This is a genomic window from Pseudomonas sp. SAR267, assembly GCF_052077595.1.
Lineage (GTDB): Bacteria > Pseudomonadota > Gammaproteobacteria > Pseudomonadales > Pseudomonadaceae > Aquipseudomonas > Aquipseudomonas vlassakiae.
The window spans coordinates 5251718-5273755 of record NZ_JBQIHU010000001.1; the positions used below are offsets into that span (position 1 = coordinate 5251718).

The 22038-nt window shown below is 60.3% G+C and carries 30 protein-coding genes and 1 pseudogene; 16 read left to right on the forward strand and 15 right to left on the reverse strand.

Going from position 1 to position 22038, the window contains the following annotated elements:
- Positions 1–361: 361 nt before the first annotated feature.
- Genes ACTORR_RS24780 through ACTORR_RS24790 form a run of 3 tightly spaced genes read right to left on the reverse strand, consistent with a single transcriptional unit; the run spans position 362 to position 2117 of the window.
- Complete coding sequence (locus ACTORR_RS24780) at positions 362–1159, reverse strand: carboxymuconolactone decarboxylase family protein (RefSeq protein ID WP_392510485.1); 798 nt, start codon at positions 1157–1159, stop codon at positions 362–364.
- Complete coding sequence (locus ACTORR_RS24785; RefSeq protein WP_337994351.1) at positions 1128–1640, reverse strand: (R)-mandelonitrile lyase; 513 nt, start codon at positions 1638–1640, stop codon at positions 1128–1130. The genes ACTORR_RS24780 and ACTORR_RS24785 overlap by 32 nt, the downstream gene beginning before the upstream one ends.
- A 33-nt stretch (positions 1641–1673) precedes the next feature.
- On the reverse strand, positions 1674–2117 hold the full coding sequence (locus ACTORR_RS24790) for a (R)-mandelonitrile lyase (RefSeq protein ID WP_441344001.1): 444 nt from the start codon (positions 2115–2117) through the stop codon (positions 1674–1676).
- A gap of 102 nt (positions 2118–2219) precedes the next feature.
- On the opposite strand from ACTORR_RS24790, the gene ACTORR_RS24795 reads away from it, so the two are divergent.
- Entirely contained in the window at positions 2220–3110 is an 891-nt protein-coding gene (locus ACTORR_RS24795) for a LysR family transcriptional regulator (RefSeq protein WP_441344002.1), read from the forward strand.
- 33 nt (positions 3111–3143) lie between these two features.
- Here ACTORR_RS24795 and ACTORR_RS24800 read toward each other — a convergent pair whose 3' ends face one another.
- Positions 3144–3485, reverse strand: coding sequence for a cyclophilin-like fold protein (locus ACTORR_RS24800; RefSeq protein WP_183673948.1), 342 nt, complete (start codon positions 3483–3485; stop codon positions 3144–3146).
- A gap of 245 nt (positions 3486–3730) precedes the next feature.
- Entirely contained in the window at positions 3731–4678 is a 948-nt protein-coding gene (locus ACTORR_RS24805; RefSeq protein ID WP_025752873.1) for an AraC family transcriptional regulator, read from the reverse strand.
- Positions 4679–4902: 224 nt separating this feature from the next.
- On the opposite strand from ACTORR_RS24805, the gene ACTORR_RS24810 reads away from it, so the two are divergent.
- The 3 genes from ACTORR_RS24810 to ACTORR_RS24820 all read left to right on the forward strand — a co-directional run bounded on the left by ACTORR_RS24810 (position 4903) and on the right by ACTORR_RS24820 (position 7505).
- The gene (locus ACTORR_RS24810; protein WP_441344003.1) at positions 4903–5931 is read left to right on the forward strand and encodes an alpha/beta hydrolase; all 1029 of its coding nucleotides are present in this window, start codon (positions 4903–4905) and stop codon (positions 5929–5931) included.
- Positions 5932–6013: 82 nt separating this feature from the next.
- Positions 6014–7189: an MFS transporter gene (locus ACTORR_RS24815; RefSeq protein WP_441344004.1), complete on the forward strand. Its 1176-nt coding sequence runs from the start codon at positions 6014–6016 to the stop codon at positions 7187–7189.
- Positions 7190–7298: 109 nt separating this feature from the next.
- Positions 7299–7505 (forward strand): hypothetical protein, encoded by a 207-nt coding sequence (locus ACTORR_RS24820; protein ID WP_441344005.1) that lies wholly within the window; start codon positions 7299–7301, stop codon positions 7503–7505.
- 168 nt (positions 7506–7673) lie between these two features.
- Here the strand turns inward: ACTORR_RS24820 and ACTORR_RS24825 are convergent, their stop codons facing one another.
- Positions 7674–8000 carry a hypothetical protein gene (locus ACTORR_RS24825; RefSeq protein ID WP_441344006.1) on the reverse strand — a complete coding sequence of 109 codons (327 nt, stop codon included), beginning with the start codon at positions 7998–8000 and terminating at the stop codon, positions 7674–7676.
- A 125-nt stretch (positions 8001–8125) separates the two neighbouring features.
- Between ACTORR_RS24825 and ACTORR_RS24830 the strand changes: the two genes are divergently transcribed.
- Positions 8126–8428 (forward strand): nucleotidyltransferase family protein, encoded by a 303-nt coding sequence (locus ACTORR_RS24830; protein ID WP_111533177.1) that lies wholly within the window; start codon positions 8126–8128, stop codon positions 8426–8428.
- Here ACTORR_RS24830 and ACTORR_RS24835 read toward each other — a convergent pair.
- Complete coding sequence (locus ACTORR_RS24835) at positions 8418–8867, reverse strand: hypothetical protein (RefSeq protein ID WP_441344007.1); 450 nt, start codon at positions 8865–8867, stop codon at positions 8418–8420. The two genes, ACTORR_RS24830 and ACTORR_RS24835, sit on opposite strands and share 11 nt — an antisense overlap.
- 17 nt (positions 8868–8884) lie before the next feature.
- Here ACTORR_RS24835 and ACTORR_RS24840 point away from each other — a divergent pair, with 17 nt between their 5' ends.
- The 8 genes and pseudogenes from ACTORR_RS24840 to ACTORR_RS24875 all read left to right on the forward strand — a co-directional run bounded on the left by ACTORR_RS24840 (position 8885) and on the right by ACTORR_RS24875 (position 13780).
- A complete protein-coding gene (locus tag ACTORR_RS24840) occupies positions 8885–9250 on the forward strand; it encodes a hypothetical protein (protein WP_441344008.1) in 366 nt (121 codons plus the stop codon).
- 27 nt (positions 9251–9277) lie between these two features.
- Entirely contained in the window at positions 9278–9679 is a 402-nt protein-coding gene (locus ACTORR_RS24845; RefSeq protein ID WP_313365131.1) for a hypothetical protein, read from the forward strand.
- Positions 9676–9873 (forward strand): hypothetical protein, encoded by a 198-nt coding sequence (locus ACTORR_RS24850; protein ID WP_313365130.1) that lies wholly within the window; start codon positions 9676–9678, stop codon positions 9871–9873. The genes ACTORR_RS24845 and ACTORR_RS24850 overlap by 4 nt, the downstream gene beginning before the upstream one ends.
- 562 nt (positions 9874–10435) lie before the next feature.
- Positions 10436–10720 (forward strand): hypothetical protein, encoded by a 285-nt coding sequence (locus ACTORR_RS24855; protein ID WP_313365129.1) that lies wholly within the window; start codon positions 10436–10438, stop codon positions 10718–10720.
- A gap of 115 nt (positions 10721–10835) precedes the next feature.
- A pseudogene (locus ACTORR_RS24860) lies at positions 10836–11438 on the forward strand (PAS domain S-box protein); the annotation flags it as partial.
- A 21-nt stretch (positions 11439–11459) separates the two neighbouring features.
- Complete coding sequence (locus ACTORR_RS24865; RefSeq protein ID WP_430294821.1) at positions 11460–11963, forward strand: ATP-binding protein; 504 nt, start codon at positions 11460–11462, stop codon at positions 11961–11963.
- A gap of 5 nt (positions 11964–11968) precedes the next feature.
- Positions 11969–13414, forward strand: coding sequence for an ATPase domain-containing protein (locus tag ACTORR_RS24870; RefSeq protein ID WP_313365127.1), 1446 nt, complete (start codon positions 11969–11971; stop codon positions 13412–13414).
- 12 nt (positions 13415–13426) lie between these two features.
- The gene (locus ACTORR_RS24875) at positions 13427–13780 is read left to right on the forward strand and encodes a response regulator (protein WP_313365126.1); all 354 of its coding nucleotides are present in this window, start codon (positions 13427–13429) and stop codon (positions 13778–13780) included.
- Positions 13781–13844: 64 nt separating this feature from the next.
- Here ACTORR_RS24875 and csrA read toward each other — a convergent pair whose 3' ends face one another.
- From csrA to ACTORR_RS24915, 8 genes are all read right to left on the reverse strand, one after another.
- Positions 13845–14042: a carbon storage regulator CsrA gene (gene csrA / locus ACTORR_RS24880; RefSeq protein ID WP_012315047.1), complete on the reverse strand. Its 198-nt coding sequence runs from the start codon at positions 14040–14042 to the stop codon at positions 13845–13847.
- A 253-nt stretch (positions 14043–14295) separates the two neighbouring features.
- Positions 14296–15318, reverse strand: a complete 1023-nt coding sequence (locus ACTORR_RS24885) for a DNA topoisomerase IB (protein WP_054884941.1) — start codon at positions 15316–15318, stop codon at positions 14296–14298.
- A 57-nt stretch (positions 15319–15375) separates the two neighbouring features.
- Positions 15376–16467, reverse strand: a complete 1092-nt coding sequence (gene modC / locus ACTORR_RS24890) for a molybdenum ABC transporter ATP-binding protein (protein WP_313365124.1) — start codon at positions 16465–16467, stop codon at positions 15376–15378.
- Between the two features lies 1 nt (position 16468).
- Positions 16469–17149: a molybdate ABC transporter permease subunit gene (gene modB / locus ACTORR_RS24895; RefSeq protein WP_313365123.1), complete on the reverse strand. Its 681-nt coding sequence runs from the start codon at positions 17147–17149 to the stop codon at positions 16469–16471.
- Positions 17149–17916 (reverse strand): molybdate ABC transporter substrate-binding protein, encoded by a 768-nt coding sequence (gene modA / locus ACTORR_RS24900; protein WP_313365122.1) that lies wholly within the window; start codon positions 17914–17916, stop codon positions 17149–17151. Before modA ends, modB begins: the two co-directional genes overlap by 1 nt.
- A gap of 221 nt (positions 17917–18137) precedes the next feature.
- Positions 18138–19214 (reverse strand): NAD(P)H-dependent flavin oxidoreductase, encoded by a 1077-nt coding sequence (locus ACTORR_RS24905; protein ID WP_099815848.1) that lies wholly within the window; start codon positions 19212–19214, stop codon positions 18138–18140.
- A 24-nt stretch (positions 19215–19238) separates the two neighbouring features.
- Positions 19239–19409, reverse strand: coding sequence for a hypothetical protein (locus ACTORR_RS24910; protein WP_176509522.1), 171 nt, complete (start codon positions 19407–19409; stop codon positions 19239–19241).
- Between the two features lie 8 nt (positions 19410–19417).
- Positions 19418–19720, reverse strand: coding sequence for a DUF1883 domain-containing protein (locus tag ACTORR_RS24915; protein ID WP_054884946.1), 303 nt, complete (start codon positions 19718–19720; stop codon positions 19418–19420).
- Positions 19721–19879: 159 nt separating this feature from the next.
- Here ACTORR_RS24915 and ACTORR_RS24920 point away from each other — a divergent pair, with 159 nt between their 5' ends.
- The 3 genes from ACTORR_RS24920 to ACTORR_RS24930 all read left to right on the forward strand — a co-directional run bounded on the left by ACTORR_RS24920 (position 19880) and on the right by ACTORR_RS24930 (position 21952).
- A complete protein-coding gene (locus ACTORR_RS24920) occupies positions 19880–20239 on the forward strand; it encodes a hypothetical protein (RefSeq protein WP_054884947.1) in 360 nt (119 codons plus the stop codon).
- 145 nt (positions 20240–20384) lie between these two features.
- Positions 20385–21035 (forward strand): c-type cytochrome, encoded by a 651-nt coding sequence (locus tag ACTORR_RS24925; protein ID WP_313365121.1) that lies wholly within the window; start codon positions 20385–20387, stop codon positions 21033–21035.
- Positions 21032–21952 (forward strand): c-type cytochrome, encoded by a 921-nt coding sequence (locus ACTORR_RS24930; protein WP_313365120.1) that lies wholly within the window; start codon positions 21032–21034, stop codon positions 21950–21952. The genes ACTORR_RS24925 and ACTORR_RS24930 overlap by 4 nt, the downstream gene beginning before the upstream one ends.
- The last annotated feature ends 86 nt before the right edge of the window (positions 21953–22038 follow it).

Genomic DNA, 22038 nt, shown 5'->3' on the forward strand with positions numbered 1-22038 from the left:
CGAACTTCGGCAGCACAGTAAAGGCCAAACCTCGTGAGCCGGCTCCGATATGAGGCCTACCTGATTGCTGAAGCGCCGTTTCTGGGTTGCTTAAATACTCGGCGTATCTGGATATCTTCGACTGAGAAGACGTGTTGCCATCCCGACCCCATCGGGGAGAGAACCTGGGTCAGCGACTGGGTAGGTAGTCCATCAAGATTGGCCGAGCGTGAGTGCGCCTATCCCTCTAACAGGAGCGCCAGCTTTGGGAGATTGCCGTCGATCACTTTGGCCCAGAGCCACTGCTCCAGATCGTCGTGGAACTGGAGGGCACTTTCAATTAACCAGAGCATGCCACAGTTGATCATCTGTCAACGGCTAATTATCCCTTGGCAGTGCTTGCCAGGTGTTTTTCTAGAGCATTTGCGGCTCGATCACCGGACTGAGTGTCCACACGGTCACTCAAGGTTTGACAGAGATGGCGTAGCTGCGAAATCGTGACTCCTGTATTTGTGCTGATTCGCATGTGCGCCTGAAGCTGTGGCTCGACTCCCGCAAGCGTGGAAAGCATTCCCACTGTGGCCAGCTCACGCGTCTTCCAATCCAAGGTGTCTCGTTCGAATATGTCACCAAATAGGTGAGTGCGGAGGTATTGGTTAGCTATCGGGGCAAAATCGAACAAGGGCCCCTCAACCGGTGAACCCGACAACTTCGTCTGGTTAGCGGTACCTGCGGCCAGCAGGGCGTCACCTTGAGGTATTGGACGGCTAGGTTCGAGACCTGGATCGTCAACGATGCCGCGCTGTTTGCGTGATTCCAGCACCTGCATCAGCTCCGTCAGCGCGTTCAGAGATCGGGGGAAGCCGGCATAGGCGTAGAGTTGTACAAGTACCTCACGCAGTTCGCTGACGGTCAGTTTCAAATCCAATGCCTGATCCAGAACAGTGTTCAAGCGGGGCAGGTCACCAATGGCAGCAAGCGCGGCTGCGACGACAACCGCTTGTTGTTCCTCGCTCAGCAACTTGGAATTTGATTGGGATGAAATGGGGTGGCTCATGACATTGCGCGTTCCGATTGGATCAGACGAGGCCATCTCTGTAGCGCCTAGTCCGATCATGAATGTGGTTGCTATTCCGGCATTGATACACTTACTGAGCACGCGGCCCGCTGTATTGTTCATCGGTCACTTTCTCCATCCAATGGACATTATTACCTTCAGCTGTCGCTGTAACAGCCAGGTGCGTCATGCTCGTTGTGGGGGCAGCTCCATGCCAATGCTTAATGCCTGGCGGGCACCACACGACATCCCCAGGACGAAGTTCCTGGATAAGGCCGCCCCATTGTTGAGTCAGGCCAACCCCCGAAGTGACCACCAGCCGCTGGCCGGCAGGATGGGTATGCCATGCGGAACGTGCCCCCGGCTCGAATGTCACGAAGCTACCCGAGGCGCTAATACCCGAGTTCGCAGGCCACACCGGATCAATTCTCACGGCACCGGTGAAGAATTGAGAGGGGCCAACCATAGAGGCCTGTTTACCCGCTCTGGTTATTTCCTGTTGGCGGGGTGAGGGGGTTTCAGCTGCTTCGCTCGATGCGAGTTGCAAAGCAGAGATGCATATCGCAGCTGTAATGGGGTGAGCATTCATGTTGGATACCCTCATGGTCAGAGATCTTGGGTAGCACGAGACCTCAGCTCAGCCTTTTTCCACCGAGCCACTCAGGAAGACAACGTCAGTCACTGGCTCCAGCCAATCTACGGCCTTGCCATCCATATATTCATTGATCGCGACATGCTGCATAGCCGTAGTATCGGTCGCGCCATGCCAGTGTCGGCGTCCGCAGTTGCACCAGATCAGATCGCCTACGCGAATCTCGGTCTTCGGGCCATCTTCACATTGCGTCCAACCCACGCCCTCGGTAACCAGCAAGGCTTGGCCCAAAGGATGAGTGTGCCAGTGGGTACGAGCACCCGGCTCGAAGTTAACTACTGCAACGCCAACTCGAGCGGGCGCAGGCGCTGTGAAGACGCGGTCGATGCGTACTCGCCCCGTGAACCATTCAGCAGGCCCTTGGATCGCATTGTCCGAGCCTGCACGGTGGACTTGCATGGACACGCTGGAAAGGTGGTTGTCTGCCATATTGTTTAGCCTCCCAAAAATGTAGTTGAGACAACTGTAGCGACCGCGCTTTAATTCGAATATTGGCAAAATCAAGAAATCGGTTTGAAGCTGAGCTTAACAATGAAATCAGACAATCTGAGCGATCTAGTGGTCTTTGTGGCCGTAGCCAGGGAAAATAATTTCACCCGGGCAGCGGCACGATTGGGTGTGTCACCTTCAGCCGTGAGCCAGACAGTAAGGGGTCTTGAGGAGCGTCTCGGTGTTCGCCTTCTCACCCGCACCACTAGGAGTGTCACGCGAACGGAGGCAGGGGAGAAACTGCTTCAAGATATCGCGCCGCTATTGGATCAGATCGATGGTCACCTGAATGGCCTCACCGAGTTCGGGCAACACCCCTCAGGGACGGTGCGGATCACAGCCGATGAGTTCGCCGCCCGCCATGTTCTATGGCCGAAACTACAGCCGGTGATCGAGTCCTACCCGGATGTCACGATTGAATTGATGACCGATTACGGCCTGACTGACATCGTTGCCGAGCGATTCGATGCGGGTGTACGCCTGGGCGGCATCATCGATGCAGATATGGTGGCTGTGCCCATTGGGCCTCCCATGCGGATGGTTACCGTAGCCTCACCCGCCTACTTGAAGCAGTATGGAGTACCCCGCCGCCCCGAGGAGTTGATGGCCCACAGGTGCATCAACCTGCGGTTGCCTACGCACGGCGGCCTGTATCCTTGGGAGTTCACCCACGATGGCAGCGAGTTTCGCGTCCGGGTGCAAGGGCCCCTGATCATGAACAGTTCGTTGCAAATACTGGATGCCTGTCTGGCAGGGGTGGGTTTGGCCCAGGTGACCGATGTACACGCTCAGGAGCATATCGGCAGCGGTGCCCTCGAAGAGGTATTGGCTGAGTGGTCGGAGCTCTTCCCTGGTTATCACCTTTACTACCCCACGCGCCGGCAGCAAACCGCTGCTTTCAGGGTTGTTCTTGAAGCACTCCGAAGCGAGTAAGAGGTTGCGTGATGTCAGATGTCCAGCCGGCTTTCAGTGCTGGGAAAATTCGACTCGGATATCGTCACTGCCAAGCATCTGCATTAGGCCGTCGGAGTTTTCAATGTTTCCGATACGGGTGTAAGAGTAGGACGTTTTGAATGTCTTGTAGAAGACCACCAGGGTTTTTGATCCATACAGCATGACGTCCCCTGCCTTGATCGTTCCTGGAACGCTCGCATCCTTGGGGAGTGATACCGCGAGATCGACATACTTTTCGTTACTGTTGAGATCGGCCATTTCAAGCGTCAGGGGTATCAACGCGGAGAAGGCACGAGCTGCCTCAGTGTCAGCCAACCTGATTTTGTAATGCCGCTCGCCTACTGACATCTGCATGTGGGGTATCTCCTGTTGAGCTTTCGCTTCGCCAGATTTCGCCGTTTGGAAATCAGATGCACTGGCCGGAAATGTGTGAGCTAAAACAAGTGTCAGTAGTCCACTTACCCTACCAAGGTGCTGCAGAACAGGCCATCGATAGACAGCGGCCTTTTCGGTTATCGGGCATAAAGCCCTGAGGGGTGTGTGCCTTCTCATTGCATCTCCTTGTATCCTGGGTTGGGCGACGTCTTATAGGCTGAGGATCAGGGCACGTTAGGCGTGGAGGCAGCTGACCTCTCCGCACCTAAACGCAGCTCCGCAATATCGCGCTTTGGAGGCGTGCCGAACTGGCGCCCGTACTCACGGCTGAACTGCGATGGACTTTCGTAGCCGACCTTGAATGCGGCGGTCGCTGCATCGAGGTGTTCGTTGAGCATCAAGCGTTTTGCCTCGTTCAACCTCAACCATTTCTGGTATTGCAGTGGACTCATTGCGGTGAGCTGTCGGAAGTGCTGATGGAATGTCGAGAGGCCCATCTGTACCTGAGAGGCCAGTTCGTCCACCCGCAGAGGCTCGGCGTAGTTAAGCTTCATCCAGTCGATGGCCTTTGCGATTCGATGACCCTTGCTGCCAACGGAGGCGATATATCGAAGGAGAGGGGCTTGATCACTTAGCAGCAACCGATAATGGATCTCCCTCTGAATCAAGGGCCAGAGCACCGGGATCGCATCGGGCTCCTCCAACAGCTCAATCAGGCGGGTGAAGCTTTCCAACAGCTTCTGGCCCAGTCCACCAACTCCAGCGCTGGTATGAAAGGACTGACCGCTCACAGGAAGGCGACCATCTTGCGCGATCAATTCGGCCAGTGTGCGCAAATCGAGCTTGAACACCAAGCCAAGACAGGGTGCTTCCTCGCTGGCCACAGTCACCGCCGAGTTGGCGGGAATGTTTAGCGAGGTGACCAGAAAACGCGTCGTGTCGTATGGGAATACGTCACCGCCGATAACCATTTCCTTTGCCCCTTGCACAACCAAAACAATGCTTGGTTCGACAATGCACGTAATCGGTGGGGCCGGTGCGTTGCGTCGATAGACGCTTAGGCCTGCAATGCTCGTCGCGAAATCTCCAGCGGTGGGCGTGTGGGCACCGATGACCCTGCACAGTGTGGCCATTGGGTTCGTGCGTGAAGGCAGCAGTGCGGTTGCGGGCATGGTGAGCGTTCCGATCAGCGTGTAGCGAAAACACTACTCGCGCGTCGCTTTCAGTGTCCATGCCCAGTCAGTCACGTCTGGACAATTGGGCAAGAAAACTAACGGTTTGCTCTACTGACGTGCTGGTTCACGCGAGGAACATGGGTGGCAGGTGGGATGACCCTAGCGTCCGCGAGCGATGTCCTCTCACATCCCTTCCATTTCGAGCAGACAGGAAGATGTGCATGAAGTCTTTGTTCATTACGTTTGCCTTGATGGCCAGTTCACTCACTGCGGGAGCCGCCGATATGTCCCATGGGGCCAACAATTTCTATCAGAGTGAGCAGGTTTCACTCGAGCGCGTCACCTTCAAGAACCAGTTCCAGATGACCACTGTCGGGAATCTGTATCTGCCGAAAAAACAGAGCGTGAATGCTAAGCATCCCGCAATCATCGTTGGACACCCGATGGGTGCGGTAAAGGAGCAAAGCTCGAACCTTTATGCCCAAAAGCTGGCAGAGCAGGGCTTCGTGACCCTGGCCATCGATCTGTCGTTCTGGGGTGAAAGTGACGGGCGTCCACGCAATCTGGTGTCGCCGGACATCTATGCCGAAGACTTCAGTGCGGCGGTCGACTATCTCAGTGCCCAAGGGTTCGTTGATCGGAGCCGTATTGGCGTGCTGGGTATCTGTGGAAGCGGCAGCTTCGCCATCAGTGCTGCGAAAATTGATCCACGCATGAAAGCGATTGCCACGGTCAGCATGTACGACATGGGGGCCGCCAACCGCAATGGACTCAAGCATGGTGTCACAGTCGAGCAGCGCAAGAAGGCTATCGCCGAAGCAGCAGCACAGCGTGATGTCGAGTTTGCTGGTGGTGAAACTCAGTACACCAGTGGCACGGTTCATCAGCTGACCGAGAGCTCTAACGCCATTGAGCAGGAGTTTTACGACTTCTACCGCACACCACGTGGGGAGTTCACCCCCAAAGGAATGTCGCCGCTTCTGACGACGCACCCCACGCTGACCAGCAATGTCAGGTTCATGAACTTCTATCCGTTCAATGACATCGAGACGATCTCGCCTCGTCCGATGTTGTTTATCGCAGGAGAGGAGGCTCATTCCCGTGAGTTCAGTGAAGAGGCGTATCGCCTTGCCGGTAAACCCAAGGAACTGGTGATCGTCCCAGGTGCTGGCCATGTGGATCTGTACGACCGCGTCGAGCTGATCCCCTTCAGCAAGCTGACGACTTTCTTCCGCGAAAACCTCAAGTAACTGATGTCGTTTATCAGGCTCAGCTGACGCACGCTGGGCTTGGGCACCCGCGTCTTTTGAAATTGGTACAACGAGAACCACCATGAGCAGCCCGGCAATATCCCTTCAACACTCAAGTCGTCAGGTCTGGAGCGCTGTTCTGGCGATGTCACTCTGCGCATTCGCTTTAGTGGCGTCTGAGTTCCTCCCGGTGAGCTTGCTCACGCCGATTGCATCCGAGTTGTCTCTGACAGAGGGCCAGGCTGGGCAGGCCATTTCCATCTCGGGATTCTTTGCTGTGATCACCAGCCTATTGCTGGTCACCGTGACTCAGGGGATCGACCGCAAGCCTGTCCTGCTGGCCACAACGGTGCTCATGCTGGTTTCGGGTGGGATGGTGGCCTTTGCTCCGAACTATCTCACCTTGATGGTAGGGCGCGCCGTGCTTGGGATTGCCATTGGTGGTTATTGGTCGATGTCCACTGCAGTAATGATGCGCATCGCACCTGAAGCGCTCGTTCCGAAGGCCATTGCCGTTATGCAGGGCGGTACAGCGTTGGCCACGGCAATCGCAGCGCCAGTTGGAAGCTACCTAGGCGGCATGATTGGCTGGAGAGGGGCATTTTTTTGCGTCGTGCCATTGGCCGCATTGGCGTTGATCTGGCAAGCATTCACACTCCCGGCCATGCCGAGTGAGCGGACTCAAGTATCGGCCACCGGCTCCTTGCGTTTGCTGGGAGACAGCAAAGTCGCTCTCGGCATGGCTGCAGTAGCGTTTCTCTTCATGGGTCAGTTCACACTATTTACATATCTGCGACCCTTCCTGGAAACGGTCACGCATGTCGATGTGCCCACGCTCTCGCTCCTGCTCTTGATCATCGGTGTGGCAGGATTGGTGGGCACTATGTTGGTCGGCTCCTTCGTTAGCCGAAACCTGAATAGAATTTTGATAGGCATACCGTTGATCATGACTGCCACCGCATTTGCCGTGATCGCGGTTGCTAGCTGGGTGGTTCCGGTCGCCGCATTGTTGGGGTTGTGGGGGCTGGTTGCGACCTGTGCGCCTGTTGGATGGTTCACTTGGTTGGCCAAAGCGCTGCCGCACAATGCAGAAGCCGGTGGTGGCTTGATGGTCGCGGTTATTCAGTTGGCGATCACTGCTGGTGCAACTGCAGGCGGGGTGCTGTACGACGGGATGGGTTATCAGGCTACCTTCATTGCCAGTAGCGCGTTCTTGTTCATCGCAACCACGCTGAGTGTTATCACAAATCGCAGGTGAAATACGGCACCGCAATGTGGGGCAGCTATCCTTCCTTGCCTCACGTTGCTTGGTTTGCGCCATGCTGGCATGACAGCGAGTGGGCTAGCCATGGCGAAAGGGAGAGATCGTGAAAAGAGATCTGAGCAAGGTGCTCATGCCCGATGACCTGTTGTACACCGAGGCTGTGGAGGCGCTGAAGGTCTACCATCAGGCCGCTGATGGGGTCGTGGGGATTGAGCTCGAGCGTCTGAGGTTGATGGCTGAGCATCGTTTTCAAGCCGTCACTGTTTATCAGCTTCAAGCCTTTGGCGGGCCGGCAGAGAAAGGCCACTGAGACGGTGGCCGACCGCGTCCCATCTATCAGCTATTCAAGGCTTTCTGCACGTCGTCGACCGCACCGATCCAGTGACGGCCATTGTCGCGTGGGCTGAATCCCAGCCTTTCGGCGAACGCTGATGCGTTGGCATTGGCAGACTCGATGGCCAAGTTAGCGATATCCGAATTAGGGAGCCAACTCCACCAGGCGCTGCACCAGCGCTCGACCATGCCCAACACGCTCCTTCGTGAAGCCGATCCGAGCCAGGACGAGGCACTCCCTTGGCCAGTAGTTCTTTGGTTTCACAAATATACGGATGTAGATGTCGAACTGCAGGCTCAGGGCCGACACGGTCGCGAAGGTTCGCCACACCCGCTGCTGGACATGCCTGGGCTTGTAAGTGAACCTTTCCAGGATGAACTCTGCCACATAAGGCTTCAGCTCCTCACAGCGCTCTTCGGCAAAGGCGCTCAATTCTTCGTCACTGGCATCAGTCGGAGGAAGTGTGGGCATCGTTTTGACCTCGGTCGCTGGCTCGAAAAACGAGTGTAGATGCCGTTTAGGTGCTAGCTGCAGCGATAATCGACAAGCGCCTGCCAAGGTCATAACCAGCGAGGCCGTGCTTCAAGGAGAAAGGTATGAAGCCCAGTGACGCGATACGAGGCGAGGAAGGGGGCATCCGGCGCCTAATCGAGGCCTATGGCTTCATTGAGCCCAAACTCTTCGGCTCCGCCGCTCGAGGCGATGACCACGAAGGGAGTGACCTCGATCTGCTCGCCACCATTCCTCCAGCAATGGCTGGCAAGATTTCCTTGTTCGACATCGCCGAGCTCGAGGATGAGCTCCAGGCCATGTTGGGTGTGCCGGTCGACTTGCACGTCCACAACAACATGCCTGAGCACCTCAGGCCATCCATCGAGCGTGAGATGGTTACGCTCTAGCCGTGAACATGCTTGCAATGATCCTAGCGTCGAGCAGGGCATGGTGAGGCAATTCCTCCCCATCGTTCGTCTCAGTTAGGGTCGTGGCATCGGTGGGGAAATTTCTGACGTTCTGGGGCCATTTCCCATTGTCATAGGCGAGCTCGCAGAACAGCTCCCAGTCGTAGGCAGGTGCGTCAGTGACAATCTCGAGCTCTTCGTCATAGGTTGCCAGGAACCCTAGGAGCGCCGCTCTGGCCTCGATAATCGGCATGGCGTACTCGCCTCCCCAGAGCTGCGGCAGTACGATCTCCTTCACGAACTCACTGCAGTCTTCTTCTCGCCACGCGTCCATCACTTCCACGTAGAATTCCCGGCGATCCTCGGCGACCAATGCCAGGGAGATCAGCTTTGCCTGCGCGGTGAGCTGAGTGAACTCACAATCCAGAAAGAGCCTCATCTGTTGGAACCTCTGCAATGACTAGGGCCCGCCTGAAGTTGTCCCAGGAAGGCTGCCTGTGGGAAATCGCCTTGGCGTATTTCGGCCCCGAAAAGCTGTTTGAAACGATTGTAGATCTGTGGGACGGTGCGAGCGCTCCCGCAAGGCCGACCGTCGAGCACCTGTCGACCGAAACGCTACACGCAGATGTCGTGAATATACTGAAAATTGCACAGGTGCGAGTCGGGGCCCTCGTTCCCGGTCGCGTGCCTGTACCCGGTGTTGTCACGTTGTACGCCCGGCACGCCAATGACCTCGCCGATGGAATCCTGGCAAGACTGCCGAGAGACGAGCTCACCCGTACCTTGCGGGGATCGCAGTTAGAAGTCGAACTTGGCCTGTGACGTCCACCTGCGGCAGGGAGAAGTGATGTGACGATTGATCATCGACTGCGCAGCCTGGAGACCGCGAGGCGCAGAGCGCTGTGGGCACTTGCCGATCTACAGCCTGGAGACGCTCGCGCTGAAAAGGTGCTGGATGAACTCGACGAGCTTGACCAGGGCCTGCAGGACATCGTGAGTGGTGATCAGCTCTCCGCCCAGGAGCTCGTCGATGTCATCAATACGAAGCTCCACAACGGCGTTCAGCTGGTCGTCGAGGACAGCATCCCCGAGCCATGGCTGCAGCGCTTCCAAGCGGCAAGTGTTGGCTCTACCCGCCTGGCAGAGGGGCCCTACCTGCGCGGCTCCGAGAAGTTCGTGGCGGTGTGGCAGCAGGAGCTTGAGCACCTGAGCATCCATCGGGCCCACAGATCCAGTGCGAGGTCGCAGTGAAAAGAACGATCCTGGGTATGGCAGAAGCCGGCGAGCCGCTATTGCTGCAGGCTCTCCAAGCCATCCGGGCCCACCTGCAGGCGATGGATGAAGGGCGACCAGCCGAGGAGGTCGAAAGGCTCCGTCTTGAGACTGACCGCTACCGAACCGCGAGCATGATGCTCATACAGGCCATGGCACGATGCTCTGGCTAGCAAGAAGCCCAGATCGATCTGGGTTTTTTTGTGCCTGGAGGGCGGGTTTGGTAGCCGATTTAATGATGGAAAAAATTTTAGAAAACATAAAATTTTTCGAGGAGGAGGCGCTTTGGGCTTACGAGAGCTGAGGAAAGCTTACGAGAGCTGAGCTTAATTTTAAGTGCCGGCTACCAAATGGCTACCAAGCTCTCAAAAAGACCAAAAATAATGAAGGATATAGAGGATGAGGGTAAACGCTAGAAGCTTGGTTGTACGTGGTCTACAGCCCTTGATGTGGGTGCAATGGCATGACATAAAAGGTGTTGACAGTCAGCAGATTTTAAGTCTGCTGTGTATACCAATTCCACCACACTCGCACGCTTGAAAGGGTCATGACGACCGGCGCGCTTCTAGGCAGAAGGGCCTGACAATCAAGTGCGCTTTATAACCCATTGTTATAGTTGAGTCAAACGCAGCGCCTATGATCAAAGGAATGAGGGGTCGATCGAAAGGGCAATTGACACCTTGCTGTCATTACGCCGCTGTTGCCCAGTTCATTGGATCCAATGAGTGTGACGCCATGTTCCACGCCACTCCTTCGGTTCTTTCCGGGCGTGCTGTTCGTCCCCGGTTGTTCTGGCGCCTGCTGTTCGCGCAGGTGTTGCTGGTGGGCGCTTTTCTGTACCTCAGCCTGATCACCCTCGGTAGCTACCTTCTGCTACTGGGGTTCGATGGCGAGCAGCAGCAACCGCAGCGCTTGATGGCGCTGGCAGGTGGCGGCCTGATCCTGCTGGTGGGCCTGTGGCTGTTGAAAGTGGCGATGCCGAGGCGCATCAGCCTGGTCATGGTCGAACCCGAGCGCTGATAATCTGTTACAGCGCGTGCTGTTGCAGAAGGGTACGCTTGGCTAAGCTAATCAGGCCCCCTGCTGTGCCTGTGGAGTATGCATGGTTTCAGCCGACTGTATCGATAACCCGGTCATGCCCGCCAGCCGCTATGAGCAGCTGGTGCAATCAGTGGTGGATTACGCCATCTACATGCTCGACCCCACCGGCCATGTGGTGTCCTGGAATGCCGGCGCCCAGCGGATCAAGGGTTACCGCGCCGAAGAAGTCATAGGCCGGCATTTCTCGTTGTTCTTCACGCCTCAGGATTGTACCGAAGGGCGCCCGGAGCGCCTGCTGAAAATGGCCCTGGAGCAGGGCGTGGCGCAGGACGAGGGCTGGCGCGTGCGCAAGGATGGCACGCAATTCTGGGCCTTGGCTGCGCTCGATGTGATCCGCGATGAGCAGGGGCAGATCATCGGCCTGGCCAAGGTCACCCGTGATATCACCGACCGGCGCGAATCGGCGCTGCAGCTCGACGCCGTGCGGGCCCAGTTGTTCCAGGCGCAGAAGCTCGAAGCGCTGGGCCAGCTGACTGGCGGCCTGGCGCACGACTTCAACAATCTGCTGACCATCATCATCAGCTCGGCGCGCCTGGCCCAGGCCAGCCAGGATCCGGCGCGGGTGCAACGCATGCTCGAACATATCCTCGATGCCGGGCAGCGCGGCACCGAGCTGACCCAGCAGCTGCTCAGTTTCGCCCGCCACCGGCAACTCGATGTGTCACTGATCGCCCCGGCCAAGCTGCTGGATTCCACGCGTGGCCTGCTGGAGCATGCGCTGCCGCGTGAGATCGTGTTGCAGGAATACCTGCAGCCCGGCCTGCCGCTGATCGAGGTGGATGCCGGCCAGCTGCAGATGGTGCTGCTCAATCTGCTGTTCAATGCACGCGATGCGATCGGCGAGCGGGGCACGATCGACCTGGCGGTGCTCACGGTCGAACTGGCGGGGGAAGTCGAAGGGCTGCATGGCACCTTCGTGTGCTTCGAAGTGAATGACACGGGTGAGGGTATCGACCCGCTGGTGTTGCCGCGTATCTTCGAGCCGTTCTTCACCACCAAGGCTTTCGGCAAGGGCACCGGCCTTGGCCTCAGCCAGGTCTACGGTTTTGCCAAGCAGAGCAATGGCGCCATCCGTGTCGACAGCACGCTCGGCAAGGGCACGTGCATGCGCCTGTATCTGCCGGCCTATCAGCCCGATGCGCGGGCACAATCCGACAGGTAGCCACCATGGTTCAAGCACTCAAACGGCTGGTCACGGGGATCGAAGGGCTCGATGCCTTGCTCAAGGGCGGCCTGGTTGCGGGCGCTTCATACATCGTTCAAGGCCCGCCCGGTGCGGGCAAGACCATCCTGGCCAACCAGTTGGCCTGCGGCCACGTACGGGGCGGCGGCAAGGTGCTGGTGGCGACGTTGCTCAGCGAGTCCCATGAGCGCTTGTTCCAGTACCTGGCGACGCTCGAATTCTTCGACCCGGGCATGGTGGGTGACCAGATCCAGTACGTCAGTGCCTTCGACGCCCTCGAACAGGAGGGGCTCGATGCGGTGGTCCGGTTGCTGCGCCAGGAAATCGGCAAGCAGCAGGCGAGCCTGCTGATCGTTGATGGCGTGCTCAATGCCCGGGTGCGTGCGGAAACGGCGCTGGATACCAAGAAGTTCGTCTCGGAGCTGCAAGGGCACGCGGCCTTCGCCGGCTGTACCGTGTTGCTGCTGACCAGTGCCCGGCTGGATGACAACAGCCCGGAACACACCATGGTCGATGGCGTGATCGAGTTGGGCGAGCAATTGGTCGGTAGCCGCGCCGTGCGCCACGTGCAGTTGCGCAAGACGCGGGGCAGCGGGGCGTTGTCCGGGCGCCACGAGTGCCTGATCGATGAAGCCGGGATGCACTTCTACCCGCGCCTGGAATCGCTTTACAGCCACCCCAGCCAGCTGGGCTCTGCCTCCTTGAGCCGGGTGTCCACAGGTGTCGAGACGTTGGACGAAATGCTGGGCGGGGGGCTGACGCTGGGCTCGGTCAGCCTGCTGATGGGCCCCTCGGGGATTGGCAAAACCTCGATTGGCCTGGCTTTTCTGGCCGCAGGCAGCGTGGAGCAGCCGGCACTGCACTTCGGTTTTTACGAAACGCCTGCCCGCCTACGCCTGAAGGCTGCGGCGCTGGGCTACGACTTTGCCGCCCTCGAGCGTTCCGGCGCCTTGCACCTGAGCTGGCAACCGACCACCGAAGGCCTGCTTGACCAGGTCGGGGCTCGTCTGCTCAAGCAGGTCGAGCAGCACGGCAGCAAGCGTGTGTTGATCGACAGCCTGGGCGCGTTCAGCCGCCTGGCGGTCGACCCGGCGCGGCTCAACGCGTTCTTCCGGGCTTTGGCGGGTGAGTTGCGGGCGCGGGATGTCAGCGTCATGCTGACCTGGGAGATGCGTGATATTTTCGGTTCGGAAATCACCGCCCCGGCGCCGGACCTGTCGAGCATCGTCGACAACCTGATGCTGATGCGCTTCGTCGAGCTGGAGTCCCGGCTGCGTCGCATGCTGTCGATCTTGAAGGTGCGCGACAGCCACCACGATCCGGCGCTGCACGAACTGCGCATCGGCCCGCAAGGTGTCAATCTGCGCAAGGCGTTCGAAGGTGCCACAGGCGTGCTTTCGGGTACGCCGGTCGCGCAAGGGGCTGGCTGACGGAGCCTGCCGATGAACACCATCCTGATCGTCGATGACGAGTACCTGATCGCCGATATCCTCGGCTTTGCCCTGGAGGATGAAGGTTTTTTGGTGGAAAAGGCGAGCAATGGGCGCAAGGCGCTGGAGGCGTTACAGGAAAAGCGCGTGGAGCTGGTGATCACCGACTACATGATGCCAGTGCTCGACGGCGGGGAACTGGCGCGGGCCATCCGCGACGAACTGGGGCTCAATGACTTGCCGGTGATTCTCATGAGCAGCGCACAGGCCAGCAAGGCCGACCCAAGGCTGTTCGCTGCGGTCTTCGACAAGCCGTTCGACATGGACAAGATGATCGCCAAGGTGCGCGAGCTGCTCGGCACCTGAGGTTCAGGTTGTGGCTTGTGCCAGTCGGTCAAGCGCGTCCGTGCGGCTTGAAACGAGGCTCGGGTCAGTGTTGGTCGTCGTGCTTTTCCGGAGCCGGGCTGCCGGCCTGGATGCGCTTGAAGATCTCTTCCCGGTGCACCTGGACATCTTTTGGTGCATCGATGCCAATCCTCACCTGCATCCCTTTAACGCCCAGAATGGTGACTTTGATGTCATCGTTGATGACGATACTTTCGCCAACCTTACGGGTGAGTATCAGCATGTAGTTCTCCTTGGTAATGTCGAAATCCGTCGGGCCATTGGACCGCAACGGTGGGAGCTGGTCCCTCTTCCTTCTCATTAAAGACGCTTTCGGCGGATAGTAATTCCCCGGAAGACAAATTCTGTTGCGTGTCTTTAGTTGCAGGTGCCGAAGAAAATGCTGCAAGGCAGGTCGACGAGGTGCTCGACGGCAAGAATAGGGGGGTTCGCGCTTTATGGGAAATTTCTCTGCATGATGGGCTGGATAGATCGGCTCAATCATCGTCTTTTGTCTCCAGTGCCTGAAGAAACAGCAGCAAGGCCACTTCTTCTGCATCCAGCCCCTTGCGCACGCGGCGCTCAGGCAGGTCGGCGAGGCGCCCGAGGGCGTAGTGTTCGAGTACGGCCGGGTGGATATAGCAGCGCCTGCACACTGCTGGGGTATTGCCCAGGCGTGCGGCCACCTGCTTGACGATGGCCGCGACCTGGCGCTTGGCTTCACTCTCCGGCTCCCAAGCCAATGGCCGCAGCAGGCTCAGCGCCAGGCTGCTGCCGGCCCAGGTGCGGTAGTCCTTGGCGGTGAAGTCGGCGCCAGTGAGCTGCTGCAGAAACTGGTTGACCTCGCTGGAGCCGATACTGTGCCGCTGGCCGTTCTCGTCCAGATACTGGAACAGCGCCTGCCCGGGCAGTTCCATGCAGCGCTTGAGCAGGTTGGCCAGGCGCCGGTCGCGCAGCGTGACATTGTGCTCGACACCACGCTTGCCGCGGAACTGGAAGCGTACGGTGCTGCCCTGCACCTGAACGTGGCGATTGCGCAGGGTGGTCAGGCCGTAGGACTGGTTGTCGCGCAGGTAGCGCTCGTTGCCGATGCGGATCAGCGTGTGATCGAGCAGGCTCACCACCAGCGCCATGACCTTTTCCCGGTGCAGGCCCGGCCGGGCCAGGTGCGTTTCCAGTTGTGCGCGCAGTTTCGGCAGGGCCTGGGCAAAGGCCAGCATGCGCCCGTACTTGTGCTGGTCGCGCATTTCGCGCCACTGGGCGTGGTAGCGGTACTGCTTGCGGCCGCGGGCATCGCGGCCGGTGGCCTGCAGGTGACCTTGCGGGTCGGCGCAGATCCATACATCGGTGTAGGCCGGTGGGATCACCAGGGCGGCGATGCGCGCCAGGGTTTGTTCGTCGCGGATGCGCTGCCCCTGTGCATCGAGGTAAATGAAACGGTCGCGCCAGCGGCGCCGGGTCAGGCCCGGCTGGCTGTCGTCGACATAATGCAGGTTGGCTGGCAGGGGGCAGTCGAGCATCGGCGGCGGGCCTCGATCAGGTCACTGATCAATGGACAACGGCCGCTTCGATGATGCTCAACCCAGCAGTGCCACCGACTTGATCTGCGCGAACAGCGCCTGGCCGGTATGCAGGCCGAGCTGGTCCGCCGAGAACCGGGTGATGCGCGCCAGCAAGGCGTTGCCGCCGGCGTCCAGGCTCACCAGCACATGCGCCGGGTTGTCTGCCGGGCGCGTTTCGCGCACCCGCACCGCTAGCCGGTTGAGAATGCTCGAGGTGCCGTCGGCGCGCAGTGCCAAGCTCACGTCCCTGGCCTGGACCTTGATCCGCAACGTGCTGCCCATGCTGTGCGCCGGGTGGGCGATACGCAGCAGCGGCGCTTCATGGCCGGGCAGGCGCAGGTCGAGCAGGCCGTAGTGCGGATCGTGGCCGACCACGATGCCCTCGAAGACCACCCCGGCATCCTCGCCTTGGGCCAGTGACAAGTCGAGGCGGGCCAAGGTCTCGCCGATCGGCCCGCTGGCCATGGCCCGGCCTTGTTCCAGCAGCACCAGGTGGTCGGCCAGGCGCGCCACTTCGTCCTGGGCATGACTGACGTACACCAGCGGGATGTCCAGCTCGTCGTGCAGGCGTTCCAGGTACGGCAGGATCTCACGCTTGCGTGGCCCGTCGAGTGCGGCCAGCGGTTCGTCCATCAACAGCAGCCGCGGGCTGCTGAGCAGGGCGCGGGCAATGCCGACCCGTTGCGCCTCGCCACCTGACAAGGTGGCCGGTTTGCGTTCGAGCAGGTGGCCAATGCCCAGCAACTCGCGGGCCTGTTCCAGGCTGACCCTGCGTTCGGCAGGGGCGATGCGCCGCCAGCCGAATTCCAGGTTACCGCGCACCGACAGATGCGGGAACAGGCTGGCCTCCTGGAACACATAGCCCACCGGGCGCAGGTGCGCAGCCAAAAAGTAGTTGCGGCTACTGTCTTCCCATACCTCGCCGTTGACCTCGATGTAGGCACTGGCTGCCCGCTCGAGCCCGGCCAGGCAGCGCAGGCATGATGTCTTGCCTGAGCCCGAGTGGCCGAACAGCGCGCTGATGCCGCGACCGGGCAGGTTCAGGTCGACGTCCAGGGTGAAGTCGTCACGCGCCAGCTTCAGCCGCGCCACAATCGATCCGCTCATTTCAGCTCCAGCCAGCCTTGCTACGGCGCCCGGTGTAGAGCAGGAGCAGTACCAGGAACGAGAACACCAGCATGGCACCGGCCAGCCAGTGGGCTTGCGAATATTCCATGGCCTCGACGTGATCGAATATCTGCACCGACACCACGCGGGTCTTGTCAGGGATGTTGCCACCGATCATCAGCACCACGCCGAACTCGCCCACGGTATGGGCAAAGCCGAGGATGCTGGCGGTGATGAAGCCGGGACGGGCCAGCGGCAGCACCACATGGACAAAGGTGTCCCAAGGGCTGGCGCGCAGGGTCGCGGCCACTTCCAGCGGGCGCTGGCCGATGGCGCCGAAGGCATTTTGCAGCGGCTGCACCACGAAAGGCATGGAGTACACCGTCGAGCCGATCACCAGGCCGCTGAAGCTGAACACCACGGTACCCAGGCCCAATGCCTGGGTAGCCTGGCCGAGCCAGCCATGCGGGCCGAGGGCGATCAGCAAGTAGAAGCCGATGACCGTTGGCGGCAGCACCAGGGGAAGTGCCACCACCGCGCCCACCGGCCCGCGCAGCCACGAGCGCGTGCGCGCCAGCCACCAGGCGATGGGCGTCCCAACGATCAGCAGGATCAGCGTGGTCAGGCTGGCCAGTTTGAGGGTCAGCCAGACCGCGCCGAAGTCACTGGCGTCCAGCGGCATCAGATTTCATAACCGTAGGACTTGATCACCGCAGCGGCTTTCGGGCCTTTCAGGTAGTCGACCAGGGCTTTGGCAGCCGGGTTGTCCTTGCCTTTGTTGAGGATGACCGCGTCCTGCAGGATCGGCTCGTGCAGGTTGGCCGGGACGATCCAGGCCGAACCGCTTGCGACCTTGCCGTCCTTGTAGATCTGCGACAGGGCGACGAAGCCCAGTTCGGCGTTGCCGGTGGAGACGAACTGGTAGGCCTGGGTGATGTTCTGGCCTTCGACGATCTTGGCCTTGGTGGCCTCGGTCAACTTCAGCTTGTCCAGCACCTGAGTGGCAGCCAGGCCGTAAGGGGCGGCTTTCGGGTTGGCGATGGACAGGTGCTGGAACTGGTTGTTCTTCAGTACCTCACCCTTGTCATCCACGTAGCCCGGCTTGGCCGACCACAGGGCCAGGGTGCCGGTGGCGTAGGTGAAGCGCGAGCCCGGGATGATTTGCTGCTCTTCTTCCAGCTTCTTCGGGGTGCTGTCATCGGCCGCGAGGAATACTTCGAATGGCGCGCCGTTCTTGATCTGCGCATAGAACTGGCCGGTGGCGCCATAGGCGGCGACCAGCGTGTGGCCGGTGTCTTTTTCGAAGTCCTTGGCGATGGCCTGGATCGGCGCGGTGAAGTTCGCCGCGACAGCTACCTGCACCTCGTCGGCCCAGGCGCTGTTGAGTGTGACCAGGCTGGCCAGGCTGGCCAGGCTGGTGGCGGCCAAGTGGGACAGGCGGATACGCATGAAGACATTTCCTTGGAGTGGTTATCGTTATGGTGTGAACTATATAGCGATAGGCCATTTGCCGGGAAGGGGCTGGAAGGCGGGTTATAGCCTGGGAGAATTTTGGTTGATAGTGCCGGCCTCTTCGCGGGCACGCCCGCACAGGATCATCACAGGCCTCAAGGCCTGCACTGTACCTGTGGGGGGCATGCCCGCGAAGAAGCAGGCACTGATTCACCATCCTATTGCTTGATCTGCGCCAACGCCTTTGCGGCAATCTCCCGAGTCAACTGCTCCGCCGGCATGTGCCTGCCCAGGCGTAACGCCTGCCCTGACCACAGGTTGCTGAAATCGCTGTTGCCTTGCGCATCGGTAATCGCCCGCAGTGGCATCAATGCACCACCGGCCAGCGGGAAGCGCGGCGCCAGTTCGCTCATCGGCCCCAGCTCTCGCATGATGCGGTTGTTGATGCCACGTGCCGGGCGCCCGGTGAACAGGTTGGTCAACGCGGTGTCGCTGGCCGCTGCGCTGTCCAGTGCGCGGCGGTGGGCAGGGGAGACCTTGGCCTCCGGGCAGAACAGGTAGGCGGTGCCGATCTGCACCGCGCTGGCGCCCAAGGCCAGGGCTGCCAGCAGGCCGCGGTGGTCGCCAATGCCGCCGGCAGCGATCACCGGCAGGCGCACGGCATCGGCAATCTGCGGCACCAGGGCGAAGGTGCCGATCTGGCTGGTGATATCGTCGCTGAGGAACATGCCGCGATGGCCGCCGGCTTCATAGCCCATGGCGATGATCGCATCGCAGCCATTGGCTTCGAGCCACTGCGCTTCTTCCACCGTGGTGGCGCTGGACAGCACCTTGGCACCCGTGGCTTTGACCCGCTGCAGCAGTGCCGAGTGCGGCAAGCCGAAGTGGAAACTCACCACCTCCGGGCGCAGTTGCTCGACCAGCAGGCAGCTCTGTTCATCAAAGGGGGCGCGATTGGAAACGGGCGTAGGTGCATCGAAATCGGCACCGACTTCGCTGTAGTACGCTTTCAGGGCCTGTTTCCAGCGGGCGTCGCGCTCGGGGTCCGGCGCTGGCGGCTGGTGGCAGAAGAAGTTCAGGTTCAGCGGCTGCCCAGGGCAGGCCGTGCGGAAGGCCTCGATCTCGCTACGCACCTGCTCGCCCGTGAGCATGGCGCAGGGCAGGGCACCGAGGCCACCCGCCCGGGCCACGGCAATGGCCATGGCCGAACCCGTGGCACCGGCCATTGGCGCTTGAAGAATGGGCAACCCGATGCCCAGCAGATCGAGGATACGACGGTCGGGCCAGTTGCTCATGCGCTTCTCCTTGTTGCCGCTGCCTTACAGTGCTTTGCTCACCTGGATGTCGCTGATCTTTTCGGCGTCTTCGCCGTGGATCTTGCGCAGGGCTTGCATGGCCTGTTCGTGCGAGGCGTCGGCCATTACCGCGAAGTCCCAGCGGCGCTGGCCGTCGAGCTTGTACTTGATGACGTATTTGATGTTCTGGGTCATGGTGGGCCTTATCCGAGTTTCGACGACGAGCGGCGGATGATCTTGATCTTGTGGGTCAGGGTCGGCTTGCGCGTGACCGAGATCGGCCGGGTGGTCACCGTATCGATGGTGATGTTCCAGAAACCGGTGCTGGGCACGGTGATCTTGGCCGGGAAGCGATCGAAGTGGCCACCATGGTAGGTGTGCCGGCCGCCGTTCTTGAAGCTGCGGAAGTTGGCGTCGTTCATCAGGCGGATGTTGCAGCGCTGGGAGCACTCGATGACGACGATGTCGTCCTCGTTCAGGTGCTCGCGCTGGTGTACGAATTTCATGTGGTGCTCCGCAAGGATTGGTTCAGCAAAGGCGAAAGATACCACGATGTCGGCTTGCGCTGCCGCGCCTGATGGCAGCTGGCGGATAAAACGGCCAAAGCGGGGAGCAAAACTGCCTCGCTGTTGTCCTACGCTCTCTTGTCATTCGAGGTGCGGCAAATGAAGTGGATGGTGGCGGCGTTTTTTCTGGCGCTGGGAGGGTGTGTCAGTGTGTCGGAACTTGAGCAATCCCATGAAACCATGGATGTGATGTCCGGCAAGACGCCGCGCGAATATGCCGATTGCATCAAGGCGCACCTGGCCAAGAGCCGTGACCCTCTGGTAGAGGAGCAGCGCGACGACGGCCTGCGTCTGATCGTGCCGCAAAAGCTTACGGCAGGTTCCGGGCCGGCAGCGTTGCTCGACATCCACAAGCGGGGCAGCGGCAGCAGCATCAAGCTGCATGAACGCCTGAACAACTTCCCGCTGCGCCCGGGTGATGTACGCGAGGCAACGACCGAGTGCATCTCGGGGAGTTGATCTGGCTCAACGGATCGGCGCTTAGCAGGCCAATTGCCAGCCGGTGATCGGCTGGGGCGTTGTTGCGAATTCCCTTACAGGGCTAGTATCCATTTGCTTATGTTTTTTAAGCCTAAGCTTATAACAAAAGAAATGGAGATTCGTGATGACACCGTTGAGTCGCGTCGTGATCGGCAGCCTGCTGATCCTGACCTGGCCCGCGGCGCATGCCGCCGATGGCCAGAAAGTCTTTACCCAGGGCGGGGCCAACCCCGCCGCCATGGCCTGCCTGGGCTGCCATGGGCCGGACGGCAAGGGCATGGCCGCCGCAGGGTTCCCCCGCCTGGCTGGCCTGCCGGCCGGTTACCTGAGCAAACAGCTGCACGACTGGCGCAGTGGCAGCCGCCATCAGCCGGTCATGGCGCCGTTGGCCAAAGCCCTGAGCATCGATGAGATCGAGGCCGTCAGCCAGTACCTGGCCGCGCTGCCGAGTGATCCTGCCCCGGACTGGCGTCGCCAGCAGATCGCGACCAACCCCACTGAACGCCTGGCCCTCTACGGCGACTGGAGCCGGCAGATACCCGGCTGCGTGCAGTGCCATGGCCCAGGCGGCAGCGGGGTTGGCGAGCATTTCCCGCCGCTGGCTGGGCAGCCTGCGGCGTACCTGATGGCGCAGCTCAACGGTTGGCGCGACGGCAGCCGTAGCAATGACTCCAATCAGCTGATGGCAGGCGTGGCCAAGGCCATGACCGACGCCGAGGTCAAGGCAATTGCCGAGTACTTCGCCCACCCCGCCAGCCCGGAGGCCAAGCCATGAAAACCCTGTTGCCAACCTTACTGCTGCTGGCCACGGGCAGTGCCTTTGCCAGCCAGGCCCCCATCGCCATGGAAGACCAGTCGCAGCTGAAAGTCCCCGATGCCCAGGCGGCGCCACGGTTCGCACCGCCCGCCGAAGGCGCGCTGCCCGACAATGCCTTTGGCAAGATGGTCCGTGAGGGGCACGCGCTGTTCGTCGACACCCGCCGGTTGATGCCCGAGGCGGTGGGCAATGGCATGAACTGCAGCAACTGCCACCTCGATCAGGGCCGCCTGGCGCATTCCGCGCCGTTGTGGGGCGCTTACCCGATGTACCCGGCCTACCGCAAGAAGAACGACAAGGTGAACACCTTCGCCGAGCGTATCCAGGGCTGCTTCCAGTTCAGCATGAACGGCAAGCCGCCGGCAGCTGACAGCCCGCAGATGACGGCGCTGGCTGTGTATTCATACTGGCTTTCGACCAAGGCGCCCACCGGCGTGGAAATCGCCGGTCGCGGTTACCCCGAGGTGCCACAGCCAAAAGGTGGCTACGACTTCAAGCGCGGCCAGCAGGTCTACCGTGATCAGTGCGCTATCTGTCACGGTGACAACGGCGAGGGGCAGAAGGTCGCCGGTGACTATGTGATGCCACCGCTCTGGGGCAAGGACTCCTACAACTGGGGCGCCGGCATGCACCGGATCAATACCGCAGCCTCGTTCATCAAGTACAACATGCCACTGGGTAAGCCGGGCAGCCTGAGCGATCAGCAGGCGTGGGATGTGGCTGCCTGGGTCAACCGCCACGAGCGCCCCCAGGACCCTCGCCTGGTGGAGGGTTCCGTCGAAAAGACCCGGCTGAAGTTCCATGCCAACGACGGCGTCAACCTCTATGGCCAGCAGGTCGACGGGGTGCTGATCGGGCAGGGCACAGGTAGCTGAGCGGGCGTCGCACCGGCCCTTTCTCGGCTGCTTACGCAAGGGCCGCGCAAGGGCCGGATGACGGGATTTTCACGAACTTTTTGGAA